The organism is Flavivirga spongiicola, from assembly GCF_030540825.1.
GTDB lineage: Bacteria > Bacteroidota > Bacteroidia > Flavobacteriales > Flavobacteriaceae > Flavivirga > Flavivirga spongiicola.
This window is the reverse complement of the sequence record NZ_JAUOEO010000001.1, coordinates 693,785-715,945: the sequence shown is the minus strand read 5'-3', so window position 1 is coordinate 715,945 and position 22,161 is coordinate 693,785. Positions and strand designations below refer to the sequence as shown.

Annotated in this window: 25 protein-coding genes; 10 read left to right on the top strand and 15 right to left on the bottom strand. The window is 31.3% G+C overall.

The genetic code is table 11. The features are described 5' to 3' along the window. Window positions 1-101: 101 nt before the first annotated feature. The 8 genes from Q4Q47_RS02735 to Q4Q47_RS02700 form a co-directional block, all read right to left on the bottom strand. Window positions 102-830 carry a head GIN domain-containing protein gene (locus Q4Q47_RS02735; RefSeq protein WP_303305122.1) on the bottom strand — a complete coding sequence of 243 codons (729 nt, stop codon included), beginning with the start codon at window positions 828-830 and terminating at the stop codon, window positions 102-104. A 98-nt stretch (window positions 831-928) separates the two neighbouring features. Beyond that, entirely contained in the window at window positions 929-2,755 is a 1,827-nt protein-coding gene (locus Q4Q47_RS02730; protein WP_303305121.1) for a PspC domain-containing protein, read from the bottom strand. Beyond that, window positions 2,752-3,093, bottom strand: coding sequence for a PadR family transcriptional regulator (locus Q4Q47_RS02725; RefSeq protein ID WP_135878774.1), 342 nt, complete (start codon window positions 3,091-3,093; stop codon window positions 2,752-2,754). Before Q4Q47_RS02725 ends, Q4Q47_RS02730 begins: the two co-directional genes overlap by 4 nt. A gap of 117 nt (window positions 3,094-3,210) precedes the next feature. After that, window positions 3,211-3,657: a DUF4870 domain-containing protein gene (locus Q4Q47_RS02720; protein WP_303305120.1), complete on the bottom strand. Its 447-nt coding sequence runs from the start codon at window positions 3,655-3,657 to the stop codon at window positions 3,211-3,213. A 396-nt stretch (window positions 3,658-4,053) separates the two neighbouring features. Continuing rightward, entirely contained in the window at window positions 4,054-5,232 is a 1,179-nt protein-coding gene (argE, locus tag Q4Q47_RS02715) for an acetylornithine deacetylase (RefSeq protein WP_303305119.1), read from the bottom strand. Between the two features lie 258 nt (window positions 5,233-5,490). Further along, window positions 5,491-5,640 (bottom strand): hypothetical protein, encoded by a 150-nt coding sequence (locus tag Q4Q47_RS02710; RefSeq protein ID WP_303305118.1) that lies wholly within the window; start codon window positions 5,638-5,640, stop codon window positions 5,491-5,493. An 11-nt stretch (window positions 5,641-5,651) separates the two neighbouring features. Beyond that, a complete protein-coding gene (locus tag Q4Q47_RS02705; protein ID WP_303305117.1) occupies window positions 5,652-5,834 on the bottom strand; it encodes a hypothetical protein in 183 nt (60 codons plus the stop codon). A gap of 814 nt (window positions 5,835-6,648) precedes the next feature. Further along, window positions 6,649-6,879 carry a hypothetical protein gene (locus Q4Q47_RS02700; protein WP_303305116.1) on the bottom strand — a complete coding sequence of 77 codons (231 nt, stop codon included), beginning with the start codon at window positions 6,877-6,879 and terminating at the stop codon, window positions 6,649-6,651. 761 nt (window positions 6,880-7,640) lie between these two features. Between Q4Q47_RS02700 and Q4Q47_RS02695 the strand changes: the two genes are divergently transcribed. From Q4Q47_RS02695 to Q4Q47_RS02685, 3 genes are all read left to right on the top strand, one after another. Next, window positions 7,641-8,243 carry a hypothetical protein gene (locus tag Q4Q47_RS02695; protein ID WP_303305115.1) on the top strand — a complete coding sequence of 201 codons (603 nt, stop codon included), beginning with the start codon at window positions 7,641-7,643 and terminating at the stop codon, window positions 8,241-8,243. A gap of 8 nt (window positions 8,244-8,251) precedes the next feature. Further along, complete coding sequence (locus tag Q4Q47_RS02690; RefSeq protein WP_303305114.1) at window positions 8,252-8,803, top strand: cupin domain-containing protein; 552 nt, start codon at window positions 8,252-8,254, stop codon at window positions 8,801-8,803. Window positions 8,804-9,383: 580 nt separating this feature from the next. Continuing rightward, window positions 9,384-9,776, top strand: a complete 393-nt coding sequence (locus tag Q4Q47_RS02685) for a lipoprotein (protein ID WP_303305113.1) — start codon at window positions 9,384-9,386, stop codon at window positions 9,774-9,776. A 58-nt stretch (window positions 9,777-9,834) separates the two neighbouring features. On the opposite strand, the gene Q4Q47_RS02680 is transcribed toward Q4Q47_RS02685, so the two are convergent. Beyond that, complete coding sequence (locus Q4Q47_RS02680) at window positions 9,835-10,119, bottom strand: hypothetical protein (protein ID WP_303305112.1); 285 nt, start codon at window positions 10,117-10,119, stop codon at window positions 9,835-9,837. A 1,044-nt stretch (window positions 10,120-11,163) separates the two neighbouring features. Here Q4Q47_RS02680 and Q4Q47_RS02675 point away from each other — a divergent pair. From Q4Q47_RS02675 to Q4Q47_RS02665, 3 genes are all read left to right on the top strand, one after another. After that, complete coding sequence (locus tag Q4Q47_RS02675) at window positions 11,164-11,625, top strand: DUF4442 domain-containing protein (RefSeq protein ID WP_303305111.1); 462 nt, start codon at window positions 11,164-11,166, stop codon at window positions 11,623-11,625. 142 nt (window positions 11,626-11,767) lie between these two features. Next, a complete protein-coding gene (locus Q4Q47_RS02670; RefSeq protein ID WP_303305110.1) occupies window positions 11,768-12,568 on the top strand; it encodes a TIGR00266 family protein in 801 nt (266 codons plus the stop codon). A gap of 127 nt (window positions 12,569-12,695) precedes the next feature. Beyond that, window positions 12,696-12,893 (top strand): hypothetical protein, encoded by a 198-nt coding sequence (locus tag Q4Q47_RS02665; RefSeq protein ID WP_303305109.1) that lies wholly within the window; start codon window positions 12,696-12,698, stop codon window positions 12,891-12,893. A gap of 215 nt (window positions 12,894-13,108) precedes the next feature. Here the strand turns inward: Q4Q47_RS02665 and Q4Q47_RS02660 are convergent, their stop codons facing one another. Together Q4Q47_RS02660 and Q4Q47_RS02655 are read right to left on the bottom strand one after the other, a co-directional pair. Next, entirely contained in the window at window positions 13,109-13,708 is a 600-nt protein-coding gene (locus tag Q4Q47_RS02660) for a YdeI/OmpD-associated family protein (protein ID WP_303305108.1), read from the bottom strand. A 119-nt stretch (window positions 13,709-13,827) separates the two neighbouring features. Further along, a complete protein-coding gene (locus Q4Q47_RS02655) occupies window positions 13,828-14,451 on the bottom strand; it encodes a YceI family protein (RefSeq protein WP_303305107.1) in 624 nt (207 codons plus the stop codon). Between the two features lie 125 nt (window positions 14,452-14,576). Between Q4Q47_RS02655 and hemN the strand changes: the two genes are divergently transcribed. Then, window positions 14,577-15,941 (top strand): oxygen-independent coproporphyrinogen III oxidase, encoded by a 1,365-nt coding sequence (gene hemN, locus Q4Q47_RS02650; protein WP_303305106.1) that lies wholly within the window; start codon window positions 14,577-14,579, stop codon window positions 15,939-15,941. An 84-nt stretch (window positions 15,942-16,025) separates the two neighbouring features. Next, window positions 16,026-16,856 (top strand): universal stress protein, encoded by an 831-nt coding sequence (locus Q4Q47_RS02645; RefSeq protein WP_303305105.1) that lies wholly within the window; start codon window positions 16,026-16,028, stop codon window positions 16,854-16,856. A 75-nt stretch (window positions 16,857-16,931) separates the two neighbouring features. Here the strand turns inward: Q4Q47_RS02645 and Q4Q47_RS02640 are convergent, their stop codons facing one another. The 3 genes from Q4Q47_RS02640 to Q4Q47_RS02630 form a co-directional block, all read right to left on the bottom strand. After that, window positions 16,932-17,294: a hypothetical protein gene (locus tag Q4Q47_RS02640; protein ID WP_303305104.1), complete on the bottom strand. Its 363-nt coding sequence runs from the start codon at window positions 17,292-17,294 to the stop codon at window positions 16,932-16,934. Between the two features lie 159 nt (window positions 17,295-17,453). After that, window positions 17,454-18,179, bottom strand: coding sequence for a methyltransferase domain-containing protein (locus tag Q4Q47_RS02635; protein WP_303305103.1), 726 nt, complete (start codon window positions 18,177-18,179; stop codon window positions 17,454-17,456). A gap of 168 nt (window positions 18,180-18,347) precedes the next feature. Next, window positions 18,348-19,187: a cyclase family protein gene (locus Q4Q47_RS02630; RefSeq protein ID WP_303305102.1), complete on the bottom strand. Its 840-nt coding sequence runs from the start codon at window positions 19,185-19,187 to the stop codon at window positions 18,348-18,350. A 401-nt stretch (window positions 19,188-19,588) separates the two neighbouring features. Here Q4Q47_RS02630 and Q4Q47_RS02625 point away from each other — a divergent pair, with 401 nt between their 5' ends. Beyond that, a complete protein-coding gene (locus Q4Q47_RS02625; protein ID WP_303305101.1) occupies window positions 19,589-20,338 on the top strand; it encodes an SDR family NAD(P)-dependent oxidoreductase in 750 nt (249 codons plus the stop codon). Window positions 20,339-20,380: 42 nt separating this feature from the next. After that, window positions 20,381-21,265: an AraC family transcriptional regulator gene (locus tag Q4Q47_RS02620; protein ID WP_303305100.1), complete on the top strand. Its 885-nt coding sequence runs from the start codon at window positions 20,381-20,383 to the stop codon at window positions 21,263-21,265. Here Q4Q47_RS02620 and Q4Q47_RS02615 read toward each other — a convergent pair. Further along, window positions 21,262-21,963, bottom strand: a complete 702-nt coding sequence (locus Q4Q47_RS02615; RefSeq protein ID WP_303305099.1) for a sulfite exporter TauE/SafE family protein — start codon at window positions 21,961-21,963, stop codon at window positions 21,262-21,264. The two genes, Q4Q47_RS02620 and Q4Q47_RS02615, sit on opposite strands and share 4 nt — an antisense overlap. Window positions 21,964-22,161: the final 198 nt, after the last annotated feature.

The window sequence follows — 22,161 nt, the reverse complement described above, 5'->3', positions numbered from 1 at the left end:
GTAATTATTGATAGAATAAAACTTTAGATTCTTCAGTCGTTCCTCCTTCTGAATGACACTTTTCAAATAGCCTCTTTTGGTTGGCTATAAATAAAGTTGGTTTATTGTTTTCTTACACTGCCTGAAGAGTTGTTACTTTTGTCAACTTTTTCAGGATTTCCATAATATTTTATATCACCACCACTTGTTGCTTTTGCTGTAAGTTCTTTAGATGTGTTTACAGTAATATCCGCACCGCTTGTTGCTTTTACATGGCTGGATTCTGCAATTAAATCAGCAGCTTTAATGTCGCTACCACTGGTAGCTTCTGCAATGAGTTTAACTGTTTTTCCTGATAACCTTAAATCGCTACCACTTGTAGATTTGCAATTTAACACAGATGTGTTTACTTCAAGTTTCATATCACTGCCACTGGTCGATTTAAGCTCCAAATTTTCAGTAGTTATAATATTTGTAGCGTATACATCACTTCCGCTTGTAGATACAATACTTGAAATATCTTTAAAGCTTACCTTAACTTTTTTTGATGAAGCTCTACCAATACTTTCTCTGGTATGTATTTTTAAAGTGCCATTCACTACTTCTACTATAATAATATCGTGTAGATTTTCATCAGCTTCAACAAAAATACTTTCGTTATCGCTTTGTGTTAGATATACATCTAAACCTTCAGTAGCTTTAATAGCTGAAAAAGGTTCATTAATTGTTCTTTCTTCAGTTATAACCTTTCCATTTCCACGAACTCCGGTATTGAAGTTCATATCGAAGTTGCATGAAAAAAGTGTTAAACTTAAAATGGTTGCTAAAATAAACTTTACTAGTGTTGCCATGATTGTTCGTTTTTTGATTGATGATTTTTAAAGATCTAATTAAAGATTATTGATTAGTAATTTAAATATCTGAGTTGTTTGTTTTTATTGATGAACTGTTAATTGTCCTTTGATTTTATATTAATACCGTCTGAATCTATTTTAACTTTAATAGCATCGTCTTCTCCAGAAAGACCCTTCGCATCTACTTTTATGCTGACGTCATCGTCTTTTATCTCTAAGCCAGTACTATCTAATTTAACGCTGGAATCATCATCATGAATATCAATCTTTATACTAGAAGGTTTTTCAACGGGGCAGTCCAAACATGTAATACCCCCATCTGTAATTTGTAAATAATGATTTGTATCACCTGAGGATACAATATTCCCGTTATAGGTTCTATAATTTAAAAATGATTTTGTGGTATTACCAAAATTAGCAATACTTCCTTCTGGTAAATAGAGAATAACAACAATTTCCTGATCACTAAATTTGTTTTCAGCTGGTGTAGCTAAATAAGAATCTAATAATAATTCATTTCCATTAAAGGCATAGTTGTAACTTATATTTTTGGCGCGTTCAATAGCTTTTTCATAATTACTGCCATCAGCACTTTTCTCAATACCTATTTTGGCTAAAGAATCGGTAGTAGATTTAACTATGATTCTGATATCTGACCTATAAATAGTTTTTTCTCCGTTTTCGTTATTCAGCACTTTAAACGAATTATTTCTATAATAACTGTTCATGTAAAGGTCATTTTCTGCCATTTTAATTTTTAAAGTATCGTTTGCAGTGATGTTTAATTCTTGCTTAGCAATAACACGCTCATTAAAGGCATGTTCACTCGCTTGCCTTATGCCTATAACTACCAAACCAATAGTAGATATTAACCATAGACCCAGTAAAGTGAATTTAGCGATATTACCAATCGATTTCAGATTGTTTATCAGTATTTTTAACCCTAAATAGAATAGAAAAAAGAAAGGAATTCCAACAGTGAAAAAGGTAAATAAAGATACTAACCATACAGGTGTATTTCCGGCATTAACAATATCTACAAGATCGAGACCAGGAATATGAATAACATTAACAACCCCTAAAGAAAATAGAGCAATTATTAGAGATATGATGGCTATTGCTCCTGTAAACATTAGTATAACGCCAATAAACTTAGCAAACACTTTAAAAAAGAACATAATCACTTCTCCAAGCGTATCAAAAAATGTTTTAGAACTTGATTTAATCTTGCTTCCTTGCTTTTGAAAATCTACATTTTTGGCTGCGTTTGAAACAGAATCTGAAACATTCTTAGCTGCAGCTCCAACAGAATCGGTGACATTTTTTGCAACATCTGTTACGTTTTCAAAACCGTCTTTAATTTTTTTTTCAATGTTACTAATAGTAACAGGTTCCCCCGTCATCATTATTTTCTCTGCCGTTGTTTTTGCTTCTGGTACTAAAACCCATAATAAAATATACAGAAGAATACCTGTACCAGCTCCAAAGATTAGGATAATCCAGGCTAAACGAATCCAAATAGTATCAATACCAAAGTAATGTGCTAATCCAGATGATACCCCTCCAACATAAGAGTTGTCTGTATCTCTGAATAGTTTTTTAGAAGGTGAAGTTCTACGCTTATATGACGTTTGAGGTTCATCTTCAAAAATTTCATCGTCAACCAAATAATCTTCAGGTTGTCCCATGATTGAAATAACTTCATCTACTTCCTTAATACGTATAACTTCTTTATTATTCTGTACGCGATCATTAAAAAGCTCTGCAATACGCGCTTCAATATCTGATATGATTTCAGAACGACCTTGAGAATCTGTAAATGAACGTTTTATAGCCTCAAGATAGCGTTGTAATTTTAAGTATGCATCTTCATCGATATGAAAAAATATACCAGCTAAATTTATGTTGACAGTTTTATTCATTTTTTTGTTGTTTTTTGGCTTGTTACTATGTTTACTGCGTTTTGTAATTCACTCCAGGTCGTATTTAATTCCTTAAGAAACAATTTTCCTGTTTCTGTTAATCCATAATATTTTCTTGGAGGTCCAGAGGTCGACTCTTCCCATCTGTAATTTAAAAGTCCTGCATTTTTAAGTCGGGTTAGTAAAGGATAAATAGTGCCTTCTACTACAAGCAACTTAGCGTCCTTAAGAGTGCCTAAAATTTCTGCTACATAGGCATCGTCGTCTTTTAAGACAGAAAGTATGCAAAATTCTAGCACACCTTTACGCATTTGTGCTTTTGTGTTTTCTATCTTCATATTCTAAAGCGTTTTAATATTATGAAACTGTTCATTTTTTGATTGATTATGATTGATTTTATTGATGAAAAACTGAAATTTACTTCGACTAAGCTCAGTATAGGAGTTCAGTATATATTATTTTAAAAAATTGATTGTTAATGGATAATTGTATAACTCACCATCTCTGGCTTTTAAGCTTGCATTAATAATAAAAACAAGTTCCAGTATGAAACCTATAATGGCTAAAACCCCTAAGCCACCACCAATATAGAGTAGAGGAGAAGGCTTACCAATATTGATATGAAAATCATGAAACCCATGAAAATCTATAAAGTCGATACCATTAAATATTTTAAAAATAAAAAATGGAATGGTTAAAGTTCCTAAAATAAGTGCGTATAGTAAAATACTAACTTGAAAATTGATAGCCTGTTTACCATGGTTATCTACAAATTCAGATTTATCCTTATTAGCAACCCAAAGAATAATAGGGCCAATCAAGTTTCCAAATGGAATTATAAACCTGCTGAAGGTTGATAAATGAATAAATGTTGCGATGTTTTTTTGATGATTATCTAACATGATTTTAAAACGTATAATAGTTTCTTATACAAATATATGTCTAAAAGAAGGTATTATGTTACGCATAGTACTTAAATTTAACAAAATATTAACATTTAACAATGATCTATCTATTTGATAACTTAGTAAAAAACGACCACGTGTTTCATATACACAAATGTCGTACGTAATTTGAAAATAGCCTTGAAAATAATAAAACTACTGACTTTTTATTATCAAGTTAAAGGTTAAACCCCTGCAATTTTATTACAGTTACTTTAATTTCTATAAACTTTCAAAAGAATCTTGTCATTTCGACAGAGCGAGGAACGAGTGACGAGAAATCTTAAAATAATGAGATTCCTCATGATAAAAATAGTCTGTTTCCGACTAGTCACTAAATATTCTAACTTTGACTTATGTAAAATCAGGATGTGACATTTCTATAATTAATTTAGAAATCATTTTCATTCCTTTTTTCAATTCATCTTTAGTGATAAACTCATTGGCTCTATGTGCCTGAATGATGGAGCCAGGTCCGCAGATAACACTCTGGAAGCCACCGTTTTTAAATTGACCAGCTTCAGAGGCATAGGCAACTGTATTTACTTTTGAGTGCCCTGATATTTTTTTTATTATTGACACCACATCATCAGTTTCTTTAGTGTCTAACGGTGGTACAGGCCAATGGTCTTCCACAGTTTTAATTTTAAAATCGGGATATATAGCTTTGAGTTCTTGTTCTCGTGTTCTACAATGCGCATCAAATTCTGCAATAATACTTTCGGTGTCATCCATTGGGATGGTACGCAAATCCCAAAAAAATGAAGCCTTGTCAGCAATAACATTTGGAGCAATACCACCTTTAAATTGCCCAATATGAATTGAAGTATGTGGCGGATTGAAACGATTGTCTATGCGACCAGTATCTATTAAATCGTTCATTTTATTTTCTAGCCATAGTATAAGTCTTGCAGATTCGTGAATGGCACTTACTTCTTGTTTAATTCTGCTGCTATGTCCTGCAGAACCATTAACAGCCGTTTCTAAAATATAAATGCCTTTTTGTCCAACGATAGGTTCCATAAGAGTAGGTTCGCCTATAAGTGCATACTTTGGAGTTTCAGCATAGGTTTTTTTTATATGTTCTATCAAATCTGGTGCCGCCAAACAACCAACTTCTTCATCATAAGAGAAAGCAAAATATATGGGTTTAATTAAATTGGCCTTTACTATTTCCGGCAACATGACAAGACAGGTTGCAAGAAAGCCTTTCATGTCGCAAGAACCTCTGCCGTAAAGTTTACCATCACCTTTATCAACTAATTCAAACGGATTGGTATCCCAATCTTGACCTTCAACAGGAACCACATCTGTATGACCTGAAAGTATAAGGCCTCCATCTACAGCCGGTCCGATTCTGCAATGTAAAGATGCTTTGTTCCCCGCTTCATTAGGAACCATATGAACCGTTACATTATGGGATTCAATATAATCTTGAACCCAATTGATGATGCTTAAATTACTTTCCCCTCCCAATACTGGAAATGAAATGAGTTTAGCTAAAATGTCTTCTACCGTATTAATATTGCTCATGTATTTGTACAAATGTAAGAGCCGAAGATAGTACTTTCTTTTATAAACAAATTATACCATTTCTTGTTTAGTAGTACTGGTTAGAAAAATTGAAGATTTTTGTGATATACAAAAGAGAAAATATAGAATAGCCATGTGTACATAATATTATATTAGTTACAGTTAAAGAAATGTCTTATGCATGGGAGATCTATAATAAGTATAGAGAACAAGGTTTTGAAGTTATTGATATTGCCAGAGATAATGATGCTGCTAAAACTATAGATTCAATGCTCTAGCTCTCTTTTCTAGTTTTACCAATTCTTCCTCCATTTTATTTTTTAGATCAATGGAGTAGATTCTTTCTCTTGGATATTTGTTGCTCCAGTCTATGAAATCCTTTATTAATTTTTCTGCTGTGTCTTCCATTGTTAAAGCTTTTATTTATAATCCTGTATTAATGTTTGTAAATCCTCAATAACCCTTTCCAAAGATTGTTTCTTACCTTCTAGATTAGCTATTATTATTTTATCTGACAGATAAGCAATCGCTAGTTCTATTTCTCGAATATCACTTTTGTATTGTTTGATTTTCAGATAGATTTTCTCTAATACTATTTCCATAATTAATATTTTTTGATCCTGCTAGAACAATTTATAGTTGATTCTGTTACATTGTGTAAATATGAGCACCTTTATCATCATTTACGAAAAGTAAATTTGTAGCGATGAATGAGAGGATTAAAAAACTATATGTGGCCAACAAGGACAACATGACTGTTTGCTTTGACACGAACATTAAGGATTTCCATGCAAGCTTTAAAAAGATTAGCCCCAACTACAAAAACTATCAGTGGTTTTATCATCAGTTCACCAAAAGCGATTCTTTTGATTGAGACGAATTTCATTTTCAAAAACTTGTTTGATTATAGCGGATCAAGGTAAATAATCACCAAGGCTCCAACTATGATAAAAATCAGTTATTTATTGTTTTATAATAACTCCTCGCACTTATTTAATTCAGCAAGAGCCAATCCCTTTAACCCTATCGCATTTTACTAAATCTGGATTCTCCAAAAGCGCTCAATTCTCTAAATACTAAATAGGGGATCGCTAAGTTCACGTGTTCTTGTATTTTGCTTTTTGTATCTATAGAGATGATACCTTTTCATTAAAAGGAAAGGATATTTATTTGTTTTTGTATATGAAGATAGCCTCGGGTTAGTAGCTATCGTTTGGGCATTTTTTTTATTTCATACCCTACTGTTTTTTTAGTTTTACTATATTTGGTTAGTGGCTTATTTAAAAAATATTTATACAAGAGCATTAATAAGTTTGTTACTTGGTTGGTTATTTTGGTTTTCTGCTCTTGGATGTTCTATGTTTTTTATCGTATTTACTTTAATTGTAAATAGATACAGTGATTAACTACTGTTTTTTAGCTGTCCCAATTTTCACCAATAAATACTTTGGAGCATTCAATTCCATGATATTCGCAAATGTCTTTCATCCAAATTGCAACATACCCATCCATTAAGGCACATTCAATACCACCATCATCGTAACTGCAAGGCGATAATATTTTGTTTAAACCATGTAATTCTGAATAGCCAGGAAAAATAACTATATCCTCCGACCTTTCATTATCTCTTTTATACCCATTCGACATGATTTTTATTAATGAATTTATAAAGCTCTAATTCAGTCATAATATTTCGTTTTGCTATCTTTGATTTATGTATGTAATTGTTTCAGTATTAATTCTTCTTATTACTATAATTTTCTGTTATCGAAACAGGCATCTTTTTGGTTTTGATGATGACGACACTTATGGACCTGATAGCGAATGGTAACCTACAGTTATTAATTAATTACTACCATTTATTGCTTTTGATATTGTTCTCCTTGTTATCATGACTAATTTTGAAACTGTCATTATCTGTATCTTTTAGTTTTTTGGTAGGTCTTTAAACTTTACAGGTGTCGGCTAAGATTAGATGAGACACTAAGGGGTGTCTCATCTCCTTTTTTAAACGTATTCTACAGTTATTAATTAAATATTACCACTTATTGTTTTTGAGATTGTAAGAAGGGTTTATTGCATTTATTTTATTGTAAGTTTTCCAAAGGCTTTTATTTTTGAAATAATCATTTAAATTAAAAAAATGTTCTTGTTTAGCTTTATTAATTGGAGTTCCACAAATAATGTTTCTTTATAATAATCTGTTTCTATTTTTCAGATCAATTATGATAAAATTTAGACGCATATTGTTAAATTTCCTTTTTGTGTTTGTGATTTTAAAAGGTTATGCACAAGAAAAAGAGAGACAAAAAATCGAAAAATCTTCGTATAATTCCCATCTATTTCTAAAAACAGAGTTCCCTATACAACATGCTTTCGGGTATCAATATATCCATAAAAATGGTATTATGATAAAAGCAAGTTGGGGTATATACTCAAAAGAATATCTGGCTTTGTTACTTAATTTCGCACCAAACGATAAACCAGACGAAAAAGCAAGACGTGATTTTATCAAAAAAAGACTAAATAGTGGTTCTGTGATAGAGATAGGTTTAGGTTATCAACATCTTAAAACCGATTTTTTTGGTTTAATATCTATCCAATTTCAAAGATTCAGTATTTCAGGCACAGCAAATGAGTTGATTACCAACTTAGACTTAGAAGGTCAATTTAGTGATTTGCTCTTGCTAGAAAACCTTATCAAAAATTCGATTTTATTAAGGCCTTTTTATAATGAAAAAATCCTCCACCCTATAATTGACCTTACCCAATTGCAATTTGCGTTAGGCAAAACATTTCGTTTCGAATCTTTGCCAAGAATTTCAATTAGTGCGCTTTTTTCATATAACTTTAACATTGCAAATTCCGTTAATATAGAGTCCAATTCATTTATTGGGCAAACGATTATTGATCTTTTTGTAAATCCTACATTAGAAAAAAGTTCTGACTTAAATTTTGGATCGTTGAATTACCCTAGCCTAACGTTGCAGTTGAATTATTCTTTTTGGTAACTGAACACATGGCAATCAATATTTACGAACCCTGTACCAATTCTATAACTGGAGAAACCTTCAGGACTATTTCCTTTAACAAAGAGGCACTGGTAATGCAGTGGACTGTTCAACCAAAGGGACATGTACCTCTCGAACACATACACCTAAATCAAGATGAAGTTTTTCATGTAAAACAGGGTGAGATTGAACTATTCATGGGCGGGAAAACTCGTATCGCAAAGGAAGGAGAAAGCATAACTGTTCTTGCCGGAGTAGCACACGTAGCATCAAACAATAAAGATACTGTACTCGACTGTTTGGTAGAATACAGACCTGGACTAGATCATAATGTTTTCATGCAATGTTTTATGGGATTGATGCATGATGATTTGTTAGATAAGAAAGGGATAATCAACATACCTAGGATTGGTTATTTTATGACTAGGATGAAGGCGAAATGTCTCGCTTGTCCCAACAACATCCCGCCTTTCGTTTTTACATTAGCCCTTAAAGTATTTTACTTGATTGGTGTTCTAAATGGATGGAATAAGCTTTATCACAAATACACTGGTTTGTAGATATAATCATAAAGTACGAAGGTACAACAACCTTTTAATTAGCATTAATATAAGTATAAATTTAAGAAAACTACAGTTATTGATTAATTGTTGTCACTTGTTGCTTTTAAGGTTGTACTCATTGTTAGCCTAACTAGTTTAGCGGCTTCTTCTCATACATATGTTAGATAGGTTTTGAGAGTTAGTCAGCAAAAGGTGGGCTTCGGCTCGCCTTTTTTATCACAACTATTAATTAAGTCTTACCAGTTATTATTTTTGATGTTGTATTTTCTTGTTTTATACATAATTTACTATCACTTAGTCTTTGGATTGAGTTAGTAAGCCTGTTAAAAAAGATGAACTTTGATTAGTTCGTCTTTTTTTTAGCTACAGTTATAAATTAATTGTTACCGATTGTTACTTTTATATGTTATAATATCAATGATTTAATTATTTTTATTCAAAAGGTTGTTGTTTTTGAGGCAAAAGAACATAACCATAAAATTCATAAGCAATTAAAAAGATGGACTAGTTTTTGGTTCATCTTTTTATTTCCCACTCCATTGCGCTACAGGTATTAGATTACCTCATTAAATAAAATATGAAAAAAATCATTAACCTATTTACAATTACACTACTATTAACCTCTTGTTCAAATACTGATGAAAACAATATAAACTCATCACTATTATTTGGACTTTGGGAAATAGACAAAGTAATACTAAACAATGGTACTAATTTAGCGTTGGAAGAATGTAAACTTCAAGAAACATTATATTTTACATCTGGTAGTACCGTTCAATGGCATACTCCCGAAAATGATAACATGACTAACCCTTGTTCATTTTTTGATTACAATATGATGTATATTCTATCAGGAAAAAAAATCATAGCAAAATACAAGAATACTGAAATTGAAATAAATGTATCTAAAATTGATGATAGCATAATAACTATAAAACAAATAAACTTGGTGACTACATTTAAAAAATAATATGAAAGTGAATTACTTTAAAAGGTTTTTTAACCACTTTGCTCCAAGCCATCTTTGCCTACTCTATTTTTAGATTAATTATATTTTCATATCTTACATTTCTTCCTAATAACATGATTAATAGGTTTTTAACTTTAGAATTTATTTCTATGTTGTTTACTATTATTGTCTCTATTGTGATTGCGATTATTTTAGGAGCAGGGGCACTAGGAAGTTTTCTTCCAGAAAGTAAGTGTTCTAAATCCTGTATAAATAAAGTTGGTTCTGACACGATTCTTCCAAAATGGTTTATCAAAGGTATGTGTTCTATCAAGTGTCTTTTTTGGTAATCTAATACGTCCATATTATTATGTTTTGTGTAGCTATCGAGTAACTACAGTTATTAATCTATTGCTATCACTTATTTCTTTTGATGTTGTTATTTATACATGCTTATTTATTTTAGTGCTCTCATACTTAATTGAGTAGGATAATTAATTCACTGAGGGGTCTTATTAATCTAAAAAATGAGTATTATAATAGTTTAAAGATGAGTCAGGGGGCTGGCTCATCTTTTTTTACATATATTCTACTGTTAAATTGGTTTAACTATATTTGGTTCATGGTTAAAAAAGCCTTAGGTTATTCATTGGTTGTGATTGGTTTTACTCTATTGATTTTTATCTTAATCACACTACCTAATACAATTTCAACATCAATTTCCTTATTGAAAGATGATTCAGATGTAGCCAGGAACCACTTTTACTTAGGGGTGTTTTTTTTCTTGTTATATCTATTACTGATATTTCTTTCATTACGATTTGGTTTTAAACTTTTGAAAAAACGTTAACTACATTTTTAAATGCTTAATTAAATCGTAAAAAGAGTCTAAGGTTGTATGGGATAACCAATAGCCAATCTCACCCAAATAGACTTATTAATAATAAAATATTGTTGTTTATAATGTTCATAAAACCTCTGTTTTAGTTAATAGTATTTTGAATTAGTTTTATGTATTCTGTTTATTTTTAAAGGACTTAGAAAAGTCTTTAATGTTTCTTGTTAAAAACACCTATTTATAGCACTCTTTAATTGCTCTAAAAAAGTTGCGAGCTCTCCATTACGGTTAGCTATAATTGTTCTAGCTTTACTACCGCACTGTAATTAAGAGATCTGTTTTTACTCCTGATAATTTACGGCTATTAAATAATGTTTAAATTTGTTTTAAACACTCTAAATAAAGTCGGTAAATATCGGTAAAAACCTCAATATGGGCATTTGGTAGAAATCAATAAAGAAGGCAAAAATACAATTAAACCTTATTATTGTTTAAAAAATCCGCCAAAATATAAAGCGTGTCTTTGCAGGTTTGTTGTTATTTGGGGGTAGAAAAAATAAACTTTTAAGAATGAGTATAACACCTAGAAAACTAAACACTTTCATAATTTTTAAATTACCTGCTGCATATTTATGTGGGGTTAGAACGAAATATATTGATACTAATAAGTGTATGGTAACAGTGCGATACAAATGGATAAACCAAAACCCATTTAAATCTATGTTTTGGGCTGTACAGGGGATGGCGGCAGAGCTTTCAACGGGTGCTTTAATGGTTTCAAAAATTAAAGAATCTGGAAAGCGCATTTCTATGTTAGTGACCTCAAATAAAGCAACATTTACCAAAAAAGCCATAGGGAGAATAACCTTTACTTGTCATGATGGTAAGGATATAGATGAAGCTATTAAAAAAGCCATAGAAACAAGAGAGGGGCAAACTATTAGGGTAAAATCTACTGGTGTAAACGAAGAAGGGTTAGAAGTTTCAAATTTTAATTTTGAATGGAGTATTAAGGTGAAGAGTGATCAGTAAGTAGTATTCAGTGAACAGTTCTCAGTATTTTCTCTACGAATGTCTGTGAAATAATAAATAATGCTTATTGGAATTTTGATGAATTTTGTAACAAAACCTAAAACTAATCAACATATAAACGAATCAACAAAAAACGATAAGAATGACAGCACACGAAATTGATTATAGAATATACGGAGAAGAAATGCAATATGTAGAAATTGAGCTTGACCCTGAAGAAGGCGTAGTAGCTGAAGCGGGCAGTTTTATGATGATGGACGATGGTATAAAAATGGAAACTATTTTTGGTGATGGTTCTCAAAAAGATTCTGGTTTTTTGGGTAAAATATTGGGAGCAGGAAAACGTATTCTTACTGGAGAGAGTTTATTTATGACTGCTTTTTACAATAATTTGGTTGGTAAAAGGAACGTATCCTTTGCTTCGCCATATCCTGGGAAAATTTCACCAATAGATTTAACAGAGTTTGGAGGAAAGTTTATTTGCCAAAAGGATGCATTTTTATGTGCAGCAAAGGGCGTAAGTGTAGGTATTGAGTTTTCGAAAAAATTAGGAAGAGGTTTATTTGGTGGCGAAGGTTTCATCATGCAAAAACTAGAAGGAGATGGTATGGCATTTGTTCATGCTGGTGGAACGATGGCTAAAAAAGAATTGCAAGCGGGAGAAACACTAAAAGTGGATACAGGATGCATCGTTGGTTTTACTCAAGGTGTAGACTACGATATAGAATTTGTTGGTGGTATTAAGAATACGATTTTTGGTGGAGAAGGGCTGTTTTTTGCGAAACTGCAAGGACCAGGAGTTGTTTATATTCAATCATTACCATTTAGTAGATTAGCGGGACGTGTTTTAGCATCAGCTCCACGAGGCGGAGGAAAGGACAAAGGAGAAGGTAGTATTTTAGGAGGTTTAGGAGATTTATTGGATGGGGATAATCGTTTTTAAATGTTAAATTTATTTAAAATAAAAAAACTTATGTAATTTTTCATTAATTTTAATGTTCACTAATTAAAAGACATAACCTATAAAACAAATCTACTTTTTTACAAACCTAAACCTTATAATACTAATTATGGCAAGAGCAATGCTAGAGTATACTAAAACTGTACTTAGAAAAGTCAGTTTTGATGCGACGTTGTTTTGCAAAGAAGTACAAAAGGCAGTAAATCGTTTACTACCTTATGAGATTGAAGAGCTTAAAATATTTATTCATTCTCTTGTACAGCAGAACCCTGAGTTAAATCAATGTTTAATTTATTTAAAACCATAAAAAGAAACCAAACTATATCACATTTTTAAAAATAGAATGGTTAAACAAAAAATTAACTTAAATGAGCTCGATATATTATATCGGGCTCATTTTATTTAAGATTAATTAGAAATATGTTATAAGAAACTGCGATGTTAGAAAATTATTAACAGTATCATTGGCAATTAATAAAAAAAGTCAAGAGTTTATTGATAGGTATTCTAAAATAAAACAGTTTAACAGTTTTTATATTTATCGTTTAAACCCATGTTTTGTAAAATCATGGGTGTGATTTTTTCTAAGCGAGTTTGTTTGGTCGCTTCCCGTTTTGCACTATCGACATACTCACAATATTCTCGCTGTTTGTATGGAGATAAAGATTCAAAGCTATTTTTTAAATCCTTATTTTTTATTAATAGATTATTTAATTCCTTGGGAATGACAGTCTCTTTTTTATTGCGATCAGGTTTTATTTCTTTGCCTAACTTTTGATTTTCAATAGCTTCTTTAACGTAATCTAAAATAATATCCTTATCAATATCTGAAACAGATTCAAAACGCATTTGCCTTAGCGCTTTCGTTTTATTTTCCTGAGCATTTACAAGTAAGTTGTGTTTGTCTTTTAGAAATACACCATTAAAAAACCAAATACCAAAATGATTTTTAAATGCGCCTAAACCTAAAACATTCTTATTATTTATAGTATAGACAGGCGCATTCCATTTTATGGTTTCGACAGATTCAGTCCTGTTAATAATATCTCGTAACAAAATTAGTGCCTCACTAAAATGAGCATGTTCCTCAATATATTCTTCAACAGAATAGATTTTTTTCATTTGCTATTATGAATATTGTTTAAAGGTTTATATATCAATTAATCCTTCTAAAATAACAAAACTAAATAAAAAAAGCTACTTTAATAAGTAGCTTTAATATAATAAAAAAAAGTATTTTATTAACTTTTACGAAGAAAAGTACTGACTTCTATAGCCACATCTTCCCAAGTTTTACTAACGCCATCAGGCCCTTTGTGTAAATCAAAACAGGCTTTACTAATTGACTCTAAAGCTCCTAAAGCATCCCAATTTTTAAGATCCATTGTACCGGTCATACTTACACGTCTGCCATCAGTTATACTAACCTCTAATGGTAAATCGTTAGTAACACCATTCATAGTAATTGAAGCAACGCATATATTATTAGCATACTTAATGGTACCTTTTAAAAGCTCGGTATCTAGCATAGCCCCAAAGAAAAATTCTTTTAATTTTGCATCACGAGTTTCATCTTTAGTAAATAAACTACTAACAGGAATTGAGAAGCTTAAATTGTTTAAAGCTTCTTGAGGTGAAGCCCCTTCTTTATTTTCAAAATTTAAAATAGCAAATTCACCGGCTACCCCCTTTTTCTCAGTGGTCTTATAAGCGGTCCATTTTACTGATGTTGCCTCAGGTTTAACTACAAATTTTTCTGTTGCCTCTACCTGGGTTGGTACATCCGTTTTTGTTTCTTTTTTTTCTTGTTTACATGAAGTTATTCCTATAGAAATAACAATTAATAAGGTGATTATTCTTTTCATTTTTTTTGATTTTTTTTGGCGATGTGAAATTAAGCTAATAATAATCGAATTGCAAATGTTCGTTATGACATATATCATATTTTTAAAGTGCTACATGCTATACTTTTGAAACATAAATGTTAGGTATGTTAAATTCGTTAGTAAATAAATATAATATTGCTGGGCCTCGTTATACGAGTTATCCAACTGTTCCTTATTGGAATGATGAGACATTTTCTTTAAAAAAATGGAAATCGTCTTTAATACAATCCTTTAAAGAAAGTAATTCAGAAGAAGGTATAAGCCTTTATATTCACTTGCCATATTGCGAGAGTTTGTGTACGTTTTGTGGATGTAACAAACGTATTACAAAGCAACATAGTGTTGAGTCACCCTATATAACTGCTGTTTTAAAAGAGTGGGATTTATACTTAGAATTATTTGATGTAAAACCAATTATTAAAGAATTGCATTTAGGAGGCGGTACACCTACTTTTTTTAGTCCTGAAAATTTACAGCGATTGATTAAAGGTATTTTAAAACGCTCATTACTTGCGAATGACTATGAGTTTAGTTTTGAGGGCCACCCAAATAATACGACTCGAGAACACTTACAAGCGCTTTATGATGTTGGGTTTAGAAGGGTGAGCTATGGTGTTCAGGATTATAATGAAACGGTGCAAAAAGCAATTCATAGAATTCAACCCTTTGAAAATGTAAAACGGGCAACCGATATGGCTAGAGATATTGGCTATACTTCGGTTGGTCATGATATTATTTTTGGCTTACCGTTTCAAACTTTAGAACACGTAAAGGAAACTATTTTAAAAACAAAAGCATTACTACCAGATAGATTGGCATTTTATAGTTATGCTCATGTGCCATGGATTAAGGGGAATGGACAACGAGGATTTAATGATTCCGATTTGCCATCTGCTGAATTAAAAAGACAGCAATACGAATTGGGAAAACAATTACTGTCAGAAGTTGGTTATAGAGAAATAGGGATGGATCATTTTGCTCTAACAACAGATTCATTATATGAATCTATGGTAAGCGGTAATTTGCATCGAAATTTTATGGGCTATACAGCTTCGAAAACTCAGGCTATGATTGGTTTAGGTGTATCATCTATTAGTGATAGCTGGTATGGATTTGCTCAAAACGTTAAAAGTATTGAGGCCTACTATGATTTGTTAAAAGATGATATTTTACCAGTTTATAGAGGGCATATTCTCAATGAAGAAGATTTAATTATAAGAAAGCATATTCTTAACCTAATGTGCCGTTTTAAGACAACCTGGGATCAAAACAATCTCGATTTTGATGAATTATCGGATGTTATTACCAGATTAAAAGAAATGGAAGTAGATGGATTGCTCAAGATTAGTTCAAATACCATTGAGATCACTAAAAAAGGCCAACCATTTGTTAGAAACATTTGTATGGCTTTTGATTTATTATTACAAAGAAAACAACCAAACACCCAGTTGTTTTCTATGACGGTTTAATCGAAAAGAAAGCCTTGATGCTTAGCGAAGAGGCTTCTGTTAAATTAACATTCTCATTAAAAGAGAATCTAAAACTAAAAAAGTATGAAGAAGATTATTGTACCAATAGATTTTTCTGAACATTCAGAATATGCTTTAAGTACAGCAGCAAAGCTGGCTAAAGAGCATGATGCTGAATTGTTAGCGTTGCATATGTTAGAAATGTCTGAAGTTATGCTTACTGCAGGAGGAGAACAACCTCAAAAAATAATTTATTTTTTAAAATTAGCAGAACAAAGATTTGAAGATTTTCTTAAAAAAGATTATCTAAAAGATATTAAAGTAACACCAATTATTAAGCACTTTAAGGTGTTTAGCGAGGTTAATGAAATAGCAAAAAAGTATGACGCAGACCTTATTGTAATGGGGTCCCATGGAGCCAGTGGTGTTAAGGAGTTTTTTATTGGTTCTAATACAGAACGTGTTGTGCGAAATGCAGATATTCCGGTATTGGTAGTTAAGAATAATGTGTCTCAAGTTAATTTTGAGGTGGTTGCCTATGCATGCGATTTTTCAGAAGATTCCATTGAAGCTTATTTGAATGCTGTTAAAATGTTTGATAAGATGGGGTCTAAATTGTATTTGGTTTATGTGAATTTACCAAACGATCAATTTAAAAACTCTTCAGAAATAGAAAAGCTTGCTGTTAATTTTTTTACCAAAGCAGATGGAAATTTAGACAGAATGGATGCTGTTCATTATACTTCAGATTACACGGTTGAAGATGGTATTTTAAGTTCCTCAATTAAAATAGGAGCAGATTTAATTGCTATCCCAACACATGGAAGAAAAGGACTGTCCCATTTTTTCCAAGGAAGTGTAGGTGAAGACGTTGCAAATCATTCAACATTACCGGTAATAACATTTAAAATCTAGGTTAATAGCTAGTAATTCATTATTGAGAACGGGCGATCTAGGGTATTTACTTTAGGTCGTCTTTTGTTTTATAAATTATTTTATTTTTTTAGCAATCAGATATAGGTTTTCAGATGTTGAATAAAAAAATAATGTATCATTTTTCATAGATAAAGTCCATTCGCTATCTGTCTTTTCTTCTTCTCCGTCTATAAATAATTCTTTTTCTCTAAATTGATAAGTCCATTTACCATTTTCCTTCTTTTTTAAATTCCCATCATAACTCTCGAAAGTTCCGTTGTTTTTTAAGTGTATCCAATTTTCAGTTAAATCAATGGATTTGTTATTCTCAATAACATTTAATATTTGCCATTTTCCAATAAAATATTTATTGGGCTTATTACAGGCATAGAGCCCAATAAAAATCAGTATTATGATTTTGTAAAATTTCAGTTTCATATAAGTAACGGTTATTGACATTCCCGTGAAATTGAAAGATTAGCTTCGCTGAATTTAAATTGCGGCAAGCAAATTTTTCATTTCATGAGTTCTATTATATAATAAAAAAACAATAAATAAAATAGGAATCAAAATTCTTTGTTGTTAGCTGAAGTACATTTAATTTTCAGCCACAATACGCAAACCATTTGGTAAAATTAAACGGTTGGCTATCAACCCTTTTTCTATTTCCAGAATCTTTTTGGTAACATCATATTCTGTTTCATGCTCTCCTACTAAATTACAAATGGATCGGTATAGATATGCATTTCGTTCAATCTTAATTATTTTAAAGTTTTCCTCAATGTTTTTTATCATTTTTTTTCCTGTATGCAATGGTGGTTCGTGGTAATGATCATCTTTCCATGCTTTGATGGGGTCTTTGATGTCATTTGAAAACTTGTCTTCTCGATAGATTGTAGATAAGATTGAAATAGTGTCATAGTACCATCTGGATGTCTTTAAATCCACTTCTTCAAGGTCAAAATCTTCAATAATTAATTTACCTTTCTTTTTCAGTAGTAATTTTGAATGTTCTAAAGCCTCTTTAAGATTGTGAATATGATGAAGTGAACGGGTAAATATAATGATATCAAATGGAGCATCATTAAAAGATAAAAAATCAAGATGTTTGGCCGGTACTCCCTTGTTTATGGCTGATACAACTGCGCTTTTATCAGTATCTAAAGCAGTAAGAGCTATTCCAGTTTTCATAAGCTCAACGGCAAAATCACCAGAGCCACAACCTACTTCAAGAATTCGTAAACCTTTGTTTGTTATAAATTTTTGAACAAACTTGAGGGTTTCTTTATTGAATACATCAATTTTTGATTTGCTTCTTCTCATTTAACTAGTATTTCAACTAACGGTTTGGGTACGAAACGTAGCAAGTAAAAGATACTACATTTTTGTCATTTGATTTAGTTATATATTATTAACAAGAAAGGAATAAAGAACATGTATCCTTTATTCCTTTGTATATGTTTATAAACGTAAAAGGGGATTTGTTTTAAGTTACTTTTGTTCCTCATTTACCATAGCTATTATTCTTAAAGGAGCGCCAGATCCTCCTTCAATTTTCATTGGTAAAGCAATGACTTCAAATCCATCTAATGGTAATTTACCAAGATTAGTGAGGTTTTCGAAAACAGGAATATTTTTCCCTAGAAGTATAATATGACTCTCAAAAGAGTGAGATTGACCATAATCAATACTAGGGGTGTCAATACCAATAGATTTAATATTACGATTTTCTACTAGCCATTTGGCAGCATCTGGAGAAAGTCCGGGAAAGTGCAATAACTTAACGGCATCTTCCCCACGTTTATCCGTCCCTAAATATTTAATTTTATCTGGGTAGTATTTTGAGAAGCCCGTTTGTAATAAAACAATACTTTCGTCTGGAATTTTAGTTTTCTGACTTGTTTCCCAAGCTTTAAGGTCATCTATGCTTACTGAATAGTCTGGATTGTTAATGGCTTTTGAATACACATCAATCTTGACGGCATTTCCAATTAATTTTTCAAGAGGAATTTCATCTACCGTTTGACCATTTTCAATAAAGTGAATTGGAGCATCTATATGAGTGCCTCCATGTTCTGCAGTACAAAAATTGTTAGCGGAATAATAATACCCTTTATCCGTATGTCCGTTGTAAACGGTATCCAATTTAAATTCTTGAGAGGTTACCCAATAAATAGTCTCATCAGAATAGGTATGCGATAAATCAATGATGCTTTTTTGTAAGTTTTTTTTGGGTGTCGTCGTGTTATTGGTTTTTTCTGTAGAAGAGGTTTTGCTATTACAAGCAATTAAGGTCAAAGATAATAGGAGGTAAAAAGTAAGTGTTTTCATTTTTGAATTATGTTTTTTGTGATGATGGGTAACGTTTACAATTGGTATTTTAGTTTTAAATTAGATTTTAGCGTTTAATTATAGGACTGTCATAACCTGTTTTGTATACAGCTTACTACTTTCATTTGGTAAATTACTATAAGCTGATACCTTATTTTTTACTCTAAATTGGTTTTTGACTTACCCCGTTTTCTAAATCATAGCCAACAATTATATAAAAATAATTTTATCATAATGGGCAAATACTCATCTATAAATATAAAGGTTTTTTGATTAACTTAAATTGTGTTTAAGATAAAGCAATGAGCATTTCCTAAAATTACCATTCTTTGTCCTTTTATAACAGTATGTTGATTAAGTACCTGTTTTATTTTTGCTGTATTAATTTAAGATATAAAAAAATGAATAAAAGAGCATTAATAATAGGAGGAAGTAGTGGTATAGGAAGAGCTACTGCTGAAAATTTACTAAATGAAGGTGTGGAAGTACATGTAGTTGGTACTGATAGCAATAAGTTGAAAGCTTTTAAAACTGAAGCTAATTCAAATTTGTTCACGCATAAGGTTAATATAACCAATAAGGAAGAGGTTGAGAGCTTAAAAGAAACTATCGCGTCATTTGATAATTTGGATTACCTCGTAAATGCATCTGGTATTTTTAGACCTAAAGCTTTTTTAGAGCATACAAAAGCAGATTATGATTCTTATTTAGATTTAAATCGTGGCTTCTTTTTTATTACACAATCTGTAGCTAAAAAAATGTCTGAAACGTCTGGAGGTGCCATTGTAAATGTGGGTTCTATGTGGGCAAAACAGTCGGTAAAAGCAACACCTTCTTCTGCTTATTCTATGCAAAAAGCGGGATTACATAGCTTAACACAACATTTGGCTATGGAGTTAGCAAATCATAAAATTAGAGTAAATGCGGTGTCACCTGCAGTGGTTGAAACACCTGTTTACGAAAGTGTTTTTGGAGGTAAAGAAGAAGCACATAATGCCCTTCAGAATTTTCATGGTTTTCATCCCATAGGAAGGAACGGTAAAGCACAAGATATAGCGGATACGATTTCTTTTTTATTGTCTGATAAAGCATCATGGATAACAGGGGCTATTTGGGATACAGATGGAGGCGTCATGTCTGGTAGAAATTAATATTTTCTTAACTTGAAAGCATTATGCTAAAATGAAAATACATTGAAAAAGAATGCTACAAATATTGAACAGTACCATCTTCATAAAGGATATCCTGAAAAACTTCAATTTGAAGTTTTTAATTTAAAAGATTATTTAGCGATTAATGGTGCACATGCGCAATTACCACATTCGCATAGCTTTTATCAGATTTTATGGATTTATAATGAAGGTGGTGTTCATTTTATAGATTTTGACGCGCATTTAGTAAAAGCTAATTCTATATTCTTTATTTCTAAAAATCAAATACATTTTTTTGATAAAGATGCTAATCATGAAGGAGTGCTCATTCATTTTAATGAAAGTTTTTTAATGCAATCTGATGTCGATATTTTTCTAAAATATAATGTGTTTAATAATCAAGGTAAACCTTGTTATTGCATTACAGAAGAGATTATTGATTTGGCTAATTCTTATATTCATCTTATAAAGAAAGAGAAAGCTAAAGCAAAGGGTTTTGGACACCAGCAAGTTATTAGATATTTATTAAAATCGTTGCTTATTGTTTTAGAGAGAGCACACCGTCAAAATGTAGAAGAAAATATTCGTTTAACTAGTCAATATGAATTACAATATTTACAGTTTCGAGAGTTAATAGAACAATATTATAAAAAAAATTATACGGTTAGTGACTATGCCAATTTATTGCATATTTCTACTAAAACACTTACAACGATTACAAAGACGATCACGACAAAACCTCCTTCAGTCTTAATATCAGAGCGTGTTATTTTAGAAGCAGAGCGTTTATTAGCCTTTACATCATTAAAAGTTAATGAAATTGCCTATGAATTAGGATTTGAAGATGCTTCGTATTTTGTAAAGTATTTTAAAAGATATCTTAAAAAATCGCCAACTCAGTACAGGGCATTAATTTTTAATGTTTAATGACAATCAATACTATTTGAAACCATATCGTAAACAGGAGCTGGAGAGAGGTAAGGTATTCCAAGGCCTAAACCGCGAAGAATAAAAAGACAACCAATAAAGACAACAAAAATAGGAATTGCTTTTTGTATTTTTTGTCTGGCGGTTCCTTTTAAAAAGTTGCTGAAGTAAATAGCAGCCGTCATTAACGGAATAGTCCCTAAACCAAAAACAGCCATATAGAGACTCCCTTTTAACGTGTCTCCACTAGCAATAGCCCCAAATAAAGCCATATAAACAAGTCCGCAAGGTAAAAAACCGTTTAAGAAACCTATGGTTAAAAAGGTGTCGGAAGTTTTCTTTTTTAAAGCATGACCCAAAGCAGATTTTACTTTAGAGATAAGCTTGTAAATAGGTTTTGAGAAGTTATATTTGTTAAATGTTCTTTGTGGAATTAAAACAATCAAAATCATTAAAAGTCCAGTGATAATAGAAAGTTGTTGTTGAAACCCAAAAATATACAGGCTCTTACCTATAAGCCCAAAAACTAAACCAATAATACTGTAAGCTAATAGTCTACCAAGATGGTAAATAGTGATTTGAGATACCTTCTTAAAAGCATTTGTTCGATCTAAAGGAAGCATAAAAGCAATGGGACCACACATGCCTAAACAGTGAAAACTTCCTAAAAGCCCTAATATGAATGCCGAAATTAGCATAATTAATAATTAATCAATTCTTTAAATAAGAAACTCCGTTATATTGTCCATCAATTTTAATTGAAAAGAATTCCTTGACACTCTGCCTCGAGAATAGTTCGTTTCAAAAAAATATTTATTGTTCCAACGACCATCTACCAAACGATTGTCAGGTATGAGCAAATTGTGTTTAGATAATGAAATAGTATTATCTAAATC

What these genes read in the sequence shown, in the direction of transcription:
- Q4Q47_RS02735 (WP_303305122.1), bottom strand. Translation starts at nt 830, where the DNA reads ATGGCAACACTAGTAAAGTTTATTTTAGCAACCATTTTAAGTTTAACA.
- Q4Q47_RS02730 (WP_303305121.1), bottom strand. Translation starts at nt 2,755, where the DNA reads ATGAATAAAACTGTCAACATAAATTTAGCTGGTATATTTTTTCATATC.
- Q4Q47_RS02725 (WP_135878774.1), bottom strand. Translation starts at nt 3,093, where the DNA reads ATGAAGATAGAAAACACAAAAGCACAAATGCGTAAAGGTGTGCTAGAA.
- Q4Q47_RS02720 (WP_303305120.1), bottom strand. Translation starts at nt 3,657, where the DNA reads ATGTTAGATAATCATCAAAAAAACATCGCAACATTTATTCATTTATCA.
- argE (WP_303305119.1), bottom strand. Translation starts at nt 5,232, where the DNA reads ATGAGCAATATTAATACGGTAGAAGACATTTTAGCTAAACTCATTTCA.
- Q4Q47_RS02710 (WP_303305118.1), bottom strand. Translation starts at nt 5,640, where the DNA reads ATGGAAGACACAGCAGAAAAATTAATAAAGGATTTCATAGACTGGAGC.
- Q4Q47_RS02705 (WP_303305117.1), bottom strand. Translation starts at nt 5,834, where the DNA reads ATGGAAATAGTATTAGAGAAAATCTATCTGAAAATCAAACAATACAAA.
- Q4Q47_RS02700 (WP_303305116.1), bottom strand. Translation starts at nt 6,879, where the DNA reads ATGTCGAATGGGTATAAAAGAGATAATGAAAGGTCGGAGGATATAGTT.
- Q4Q47_RS02695 (WP_303305115.1), top strand. Translation starts at nt 7,641, where the DNA reads ATGATAAAAGCAAGTTGGGGTATATACTCAAAAGAATATCTGGCTTTG.
- Q4Q47_RS02690 (WP_303305114.1), top strand. Translation starts at nt 8,252, where the DNA reads ATGGCAATCAATATTTACGAACCCTGTACCAATTCTATAACTGGAGAA.
- Q4Q47_RS02685 (WP_303305113.1), top strand. Translation starts at nt 9,384, where the DNA reads ATGAAAAAAATCATTAACCTATTTACAATTACACTACTATTAACCTCT.
- Q4Q47_RS02680 (WP_303305112.1), bottom strand. Translation starts at nt 10,119, where the DNA reads ATGGACGTATTAGATTACCAAAAAAGACACTTGATAGAACACATACCT.
- Q4Q47_RS02675 (WP_303305111.1), top strand. Translation starts at nt 11,164, where the DNA reads ATGAGTATAACACCTAGAAAACTAAACACTTTCATAATTTTTAAATTA.
- Q4Q47_RS02670 (WP_303305110.1), top strand. Translation starts at nt 11,768, where the DNA reads ATGACAGCACACGAAATTGATTATAGAATATACGGAGAAGAAATGCAA.
- Q4Q47_RS02665 (WP_303305109.1), top strand. Translation starts at nt 12,696, where the DNA reads ATGGCAAGAGCAATGCTAGAGTATACTAAAACTGTACTTAGAAAAGTC.
- Q4Q47_RS02660 (WP_303305108.1), bottom strand. Translation starts at nt 13,708, where the DNA reads ATGAAAAAAATCTATTCTGTTGAAGAATATATTGAGGAACATGCTCAT.
- Q4Q47_RS02655 (WP_303305107.1), bottom strand. Translation starts at nt 14,451, where the DNA reads ATGAAAAGAATAATCACCTTATTAATTGTTATTTCTATAGGAATAACT.
- hemN (WP_303305106.1), top strand. Translation starts at nt 14,577, where the DNA reads ATGTTAAATTCGTTAGTAAATAAATATAATATTGCTGGGCCTCGTTAT.
- Q4Q47_RS02645 (WP_303305105.1), top strand. Translation starts at nt 16,026, where the DNA reads ATGAAGAAGATTATTGTACCAATAGATTTTTCTGAACATTCAGAATAT.
- Q4Q47_RS02640 (WP_303305104.1), bottom strand. Translation starts at nt 17,294, where the DNA reads ATGAAACTGAAATTTTACAAAATCATAATACTGATTTTTATTGGGCTC.
- Q4Q47_RS02635 (WP_303305103.1), bottom strand. Translation starts at nt 18,179, where the DNA reads ATGAGAAGAAGCAAATCAAAAATTGATGTATTCAATAAAGAAACCCTC.
- Q4Q47_RS02630 (WP_303305102.1), bottom strand. Translation starts at nt 19,187, where the DNA reads ATGAAAACACTTACTTTTTACCTCCTATTATCTTTGACCTTAATTGCT.
- Q4Q47_RS02625 (WP_303305101.1), top strand. Translation starts at nt 19,589, where the DNA reads ATGAATAAAAGAGCATTAATAATAGGAGGAAGTAGTGGTATAGGAAGA.
- Q4Q47_RS02615 (WP_303305099.1), bottom strand. Translation starts at nt 21,963, where the DNA reads ATGCTAATTTCGGCATTCATATTAGGGCTTTTAGGAAGTTTTCACTGT.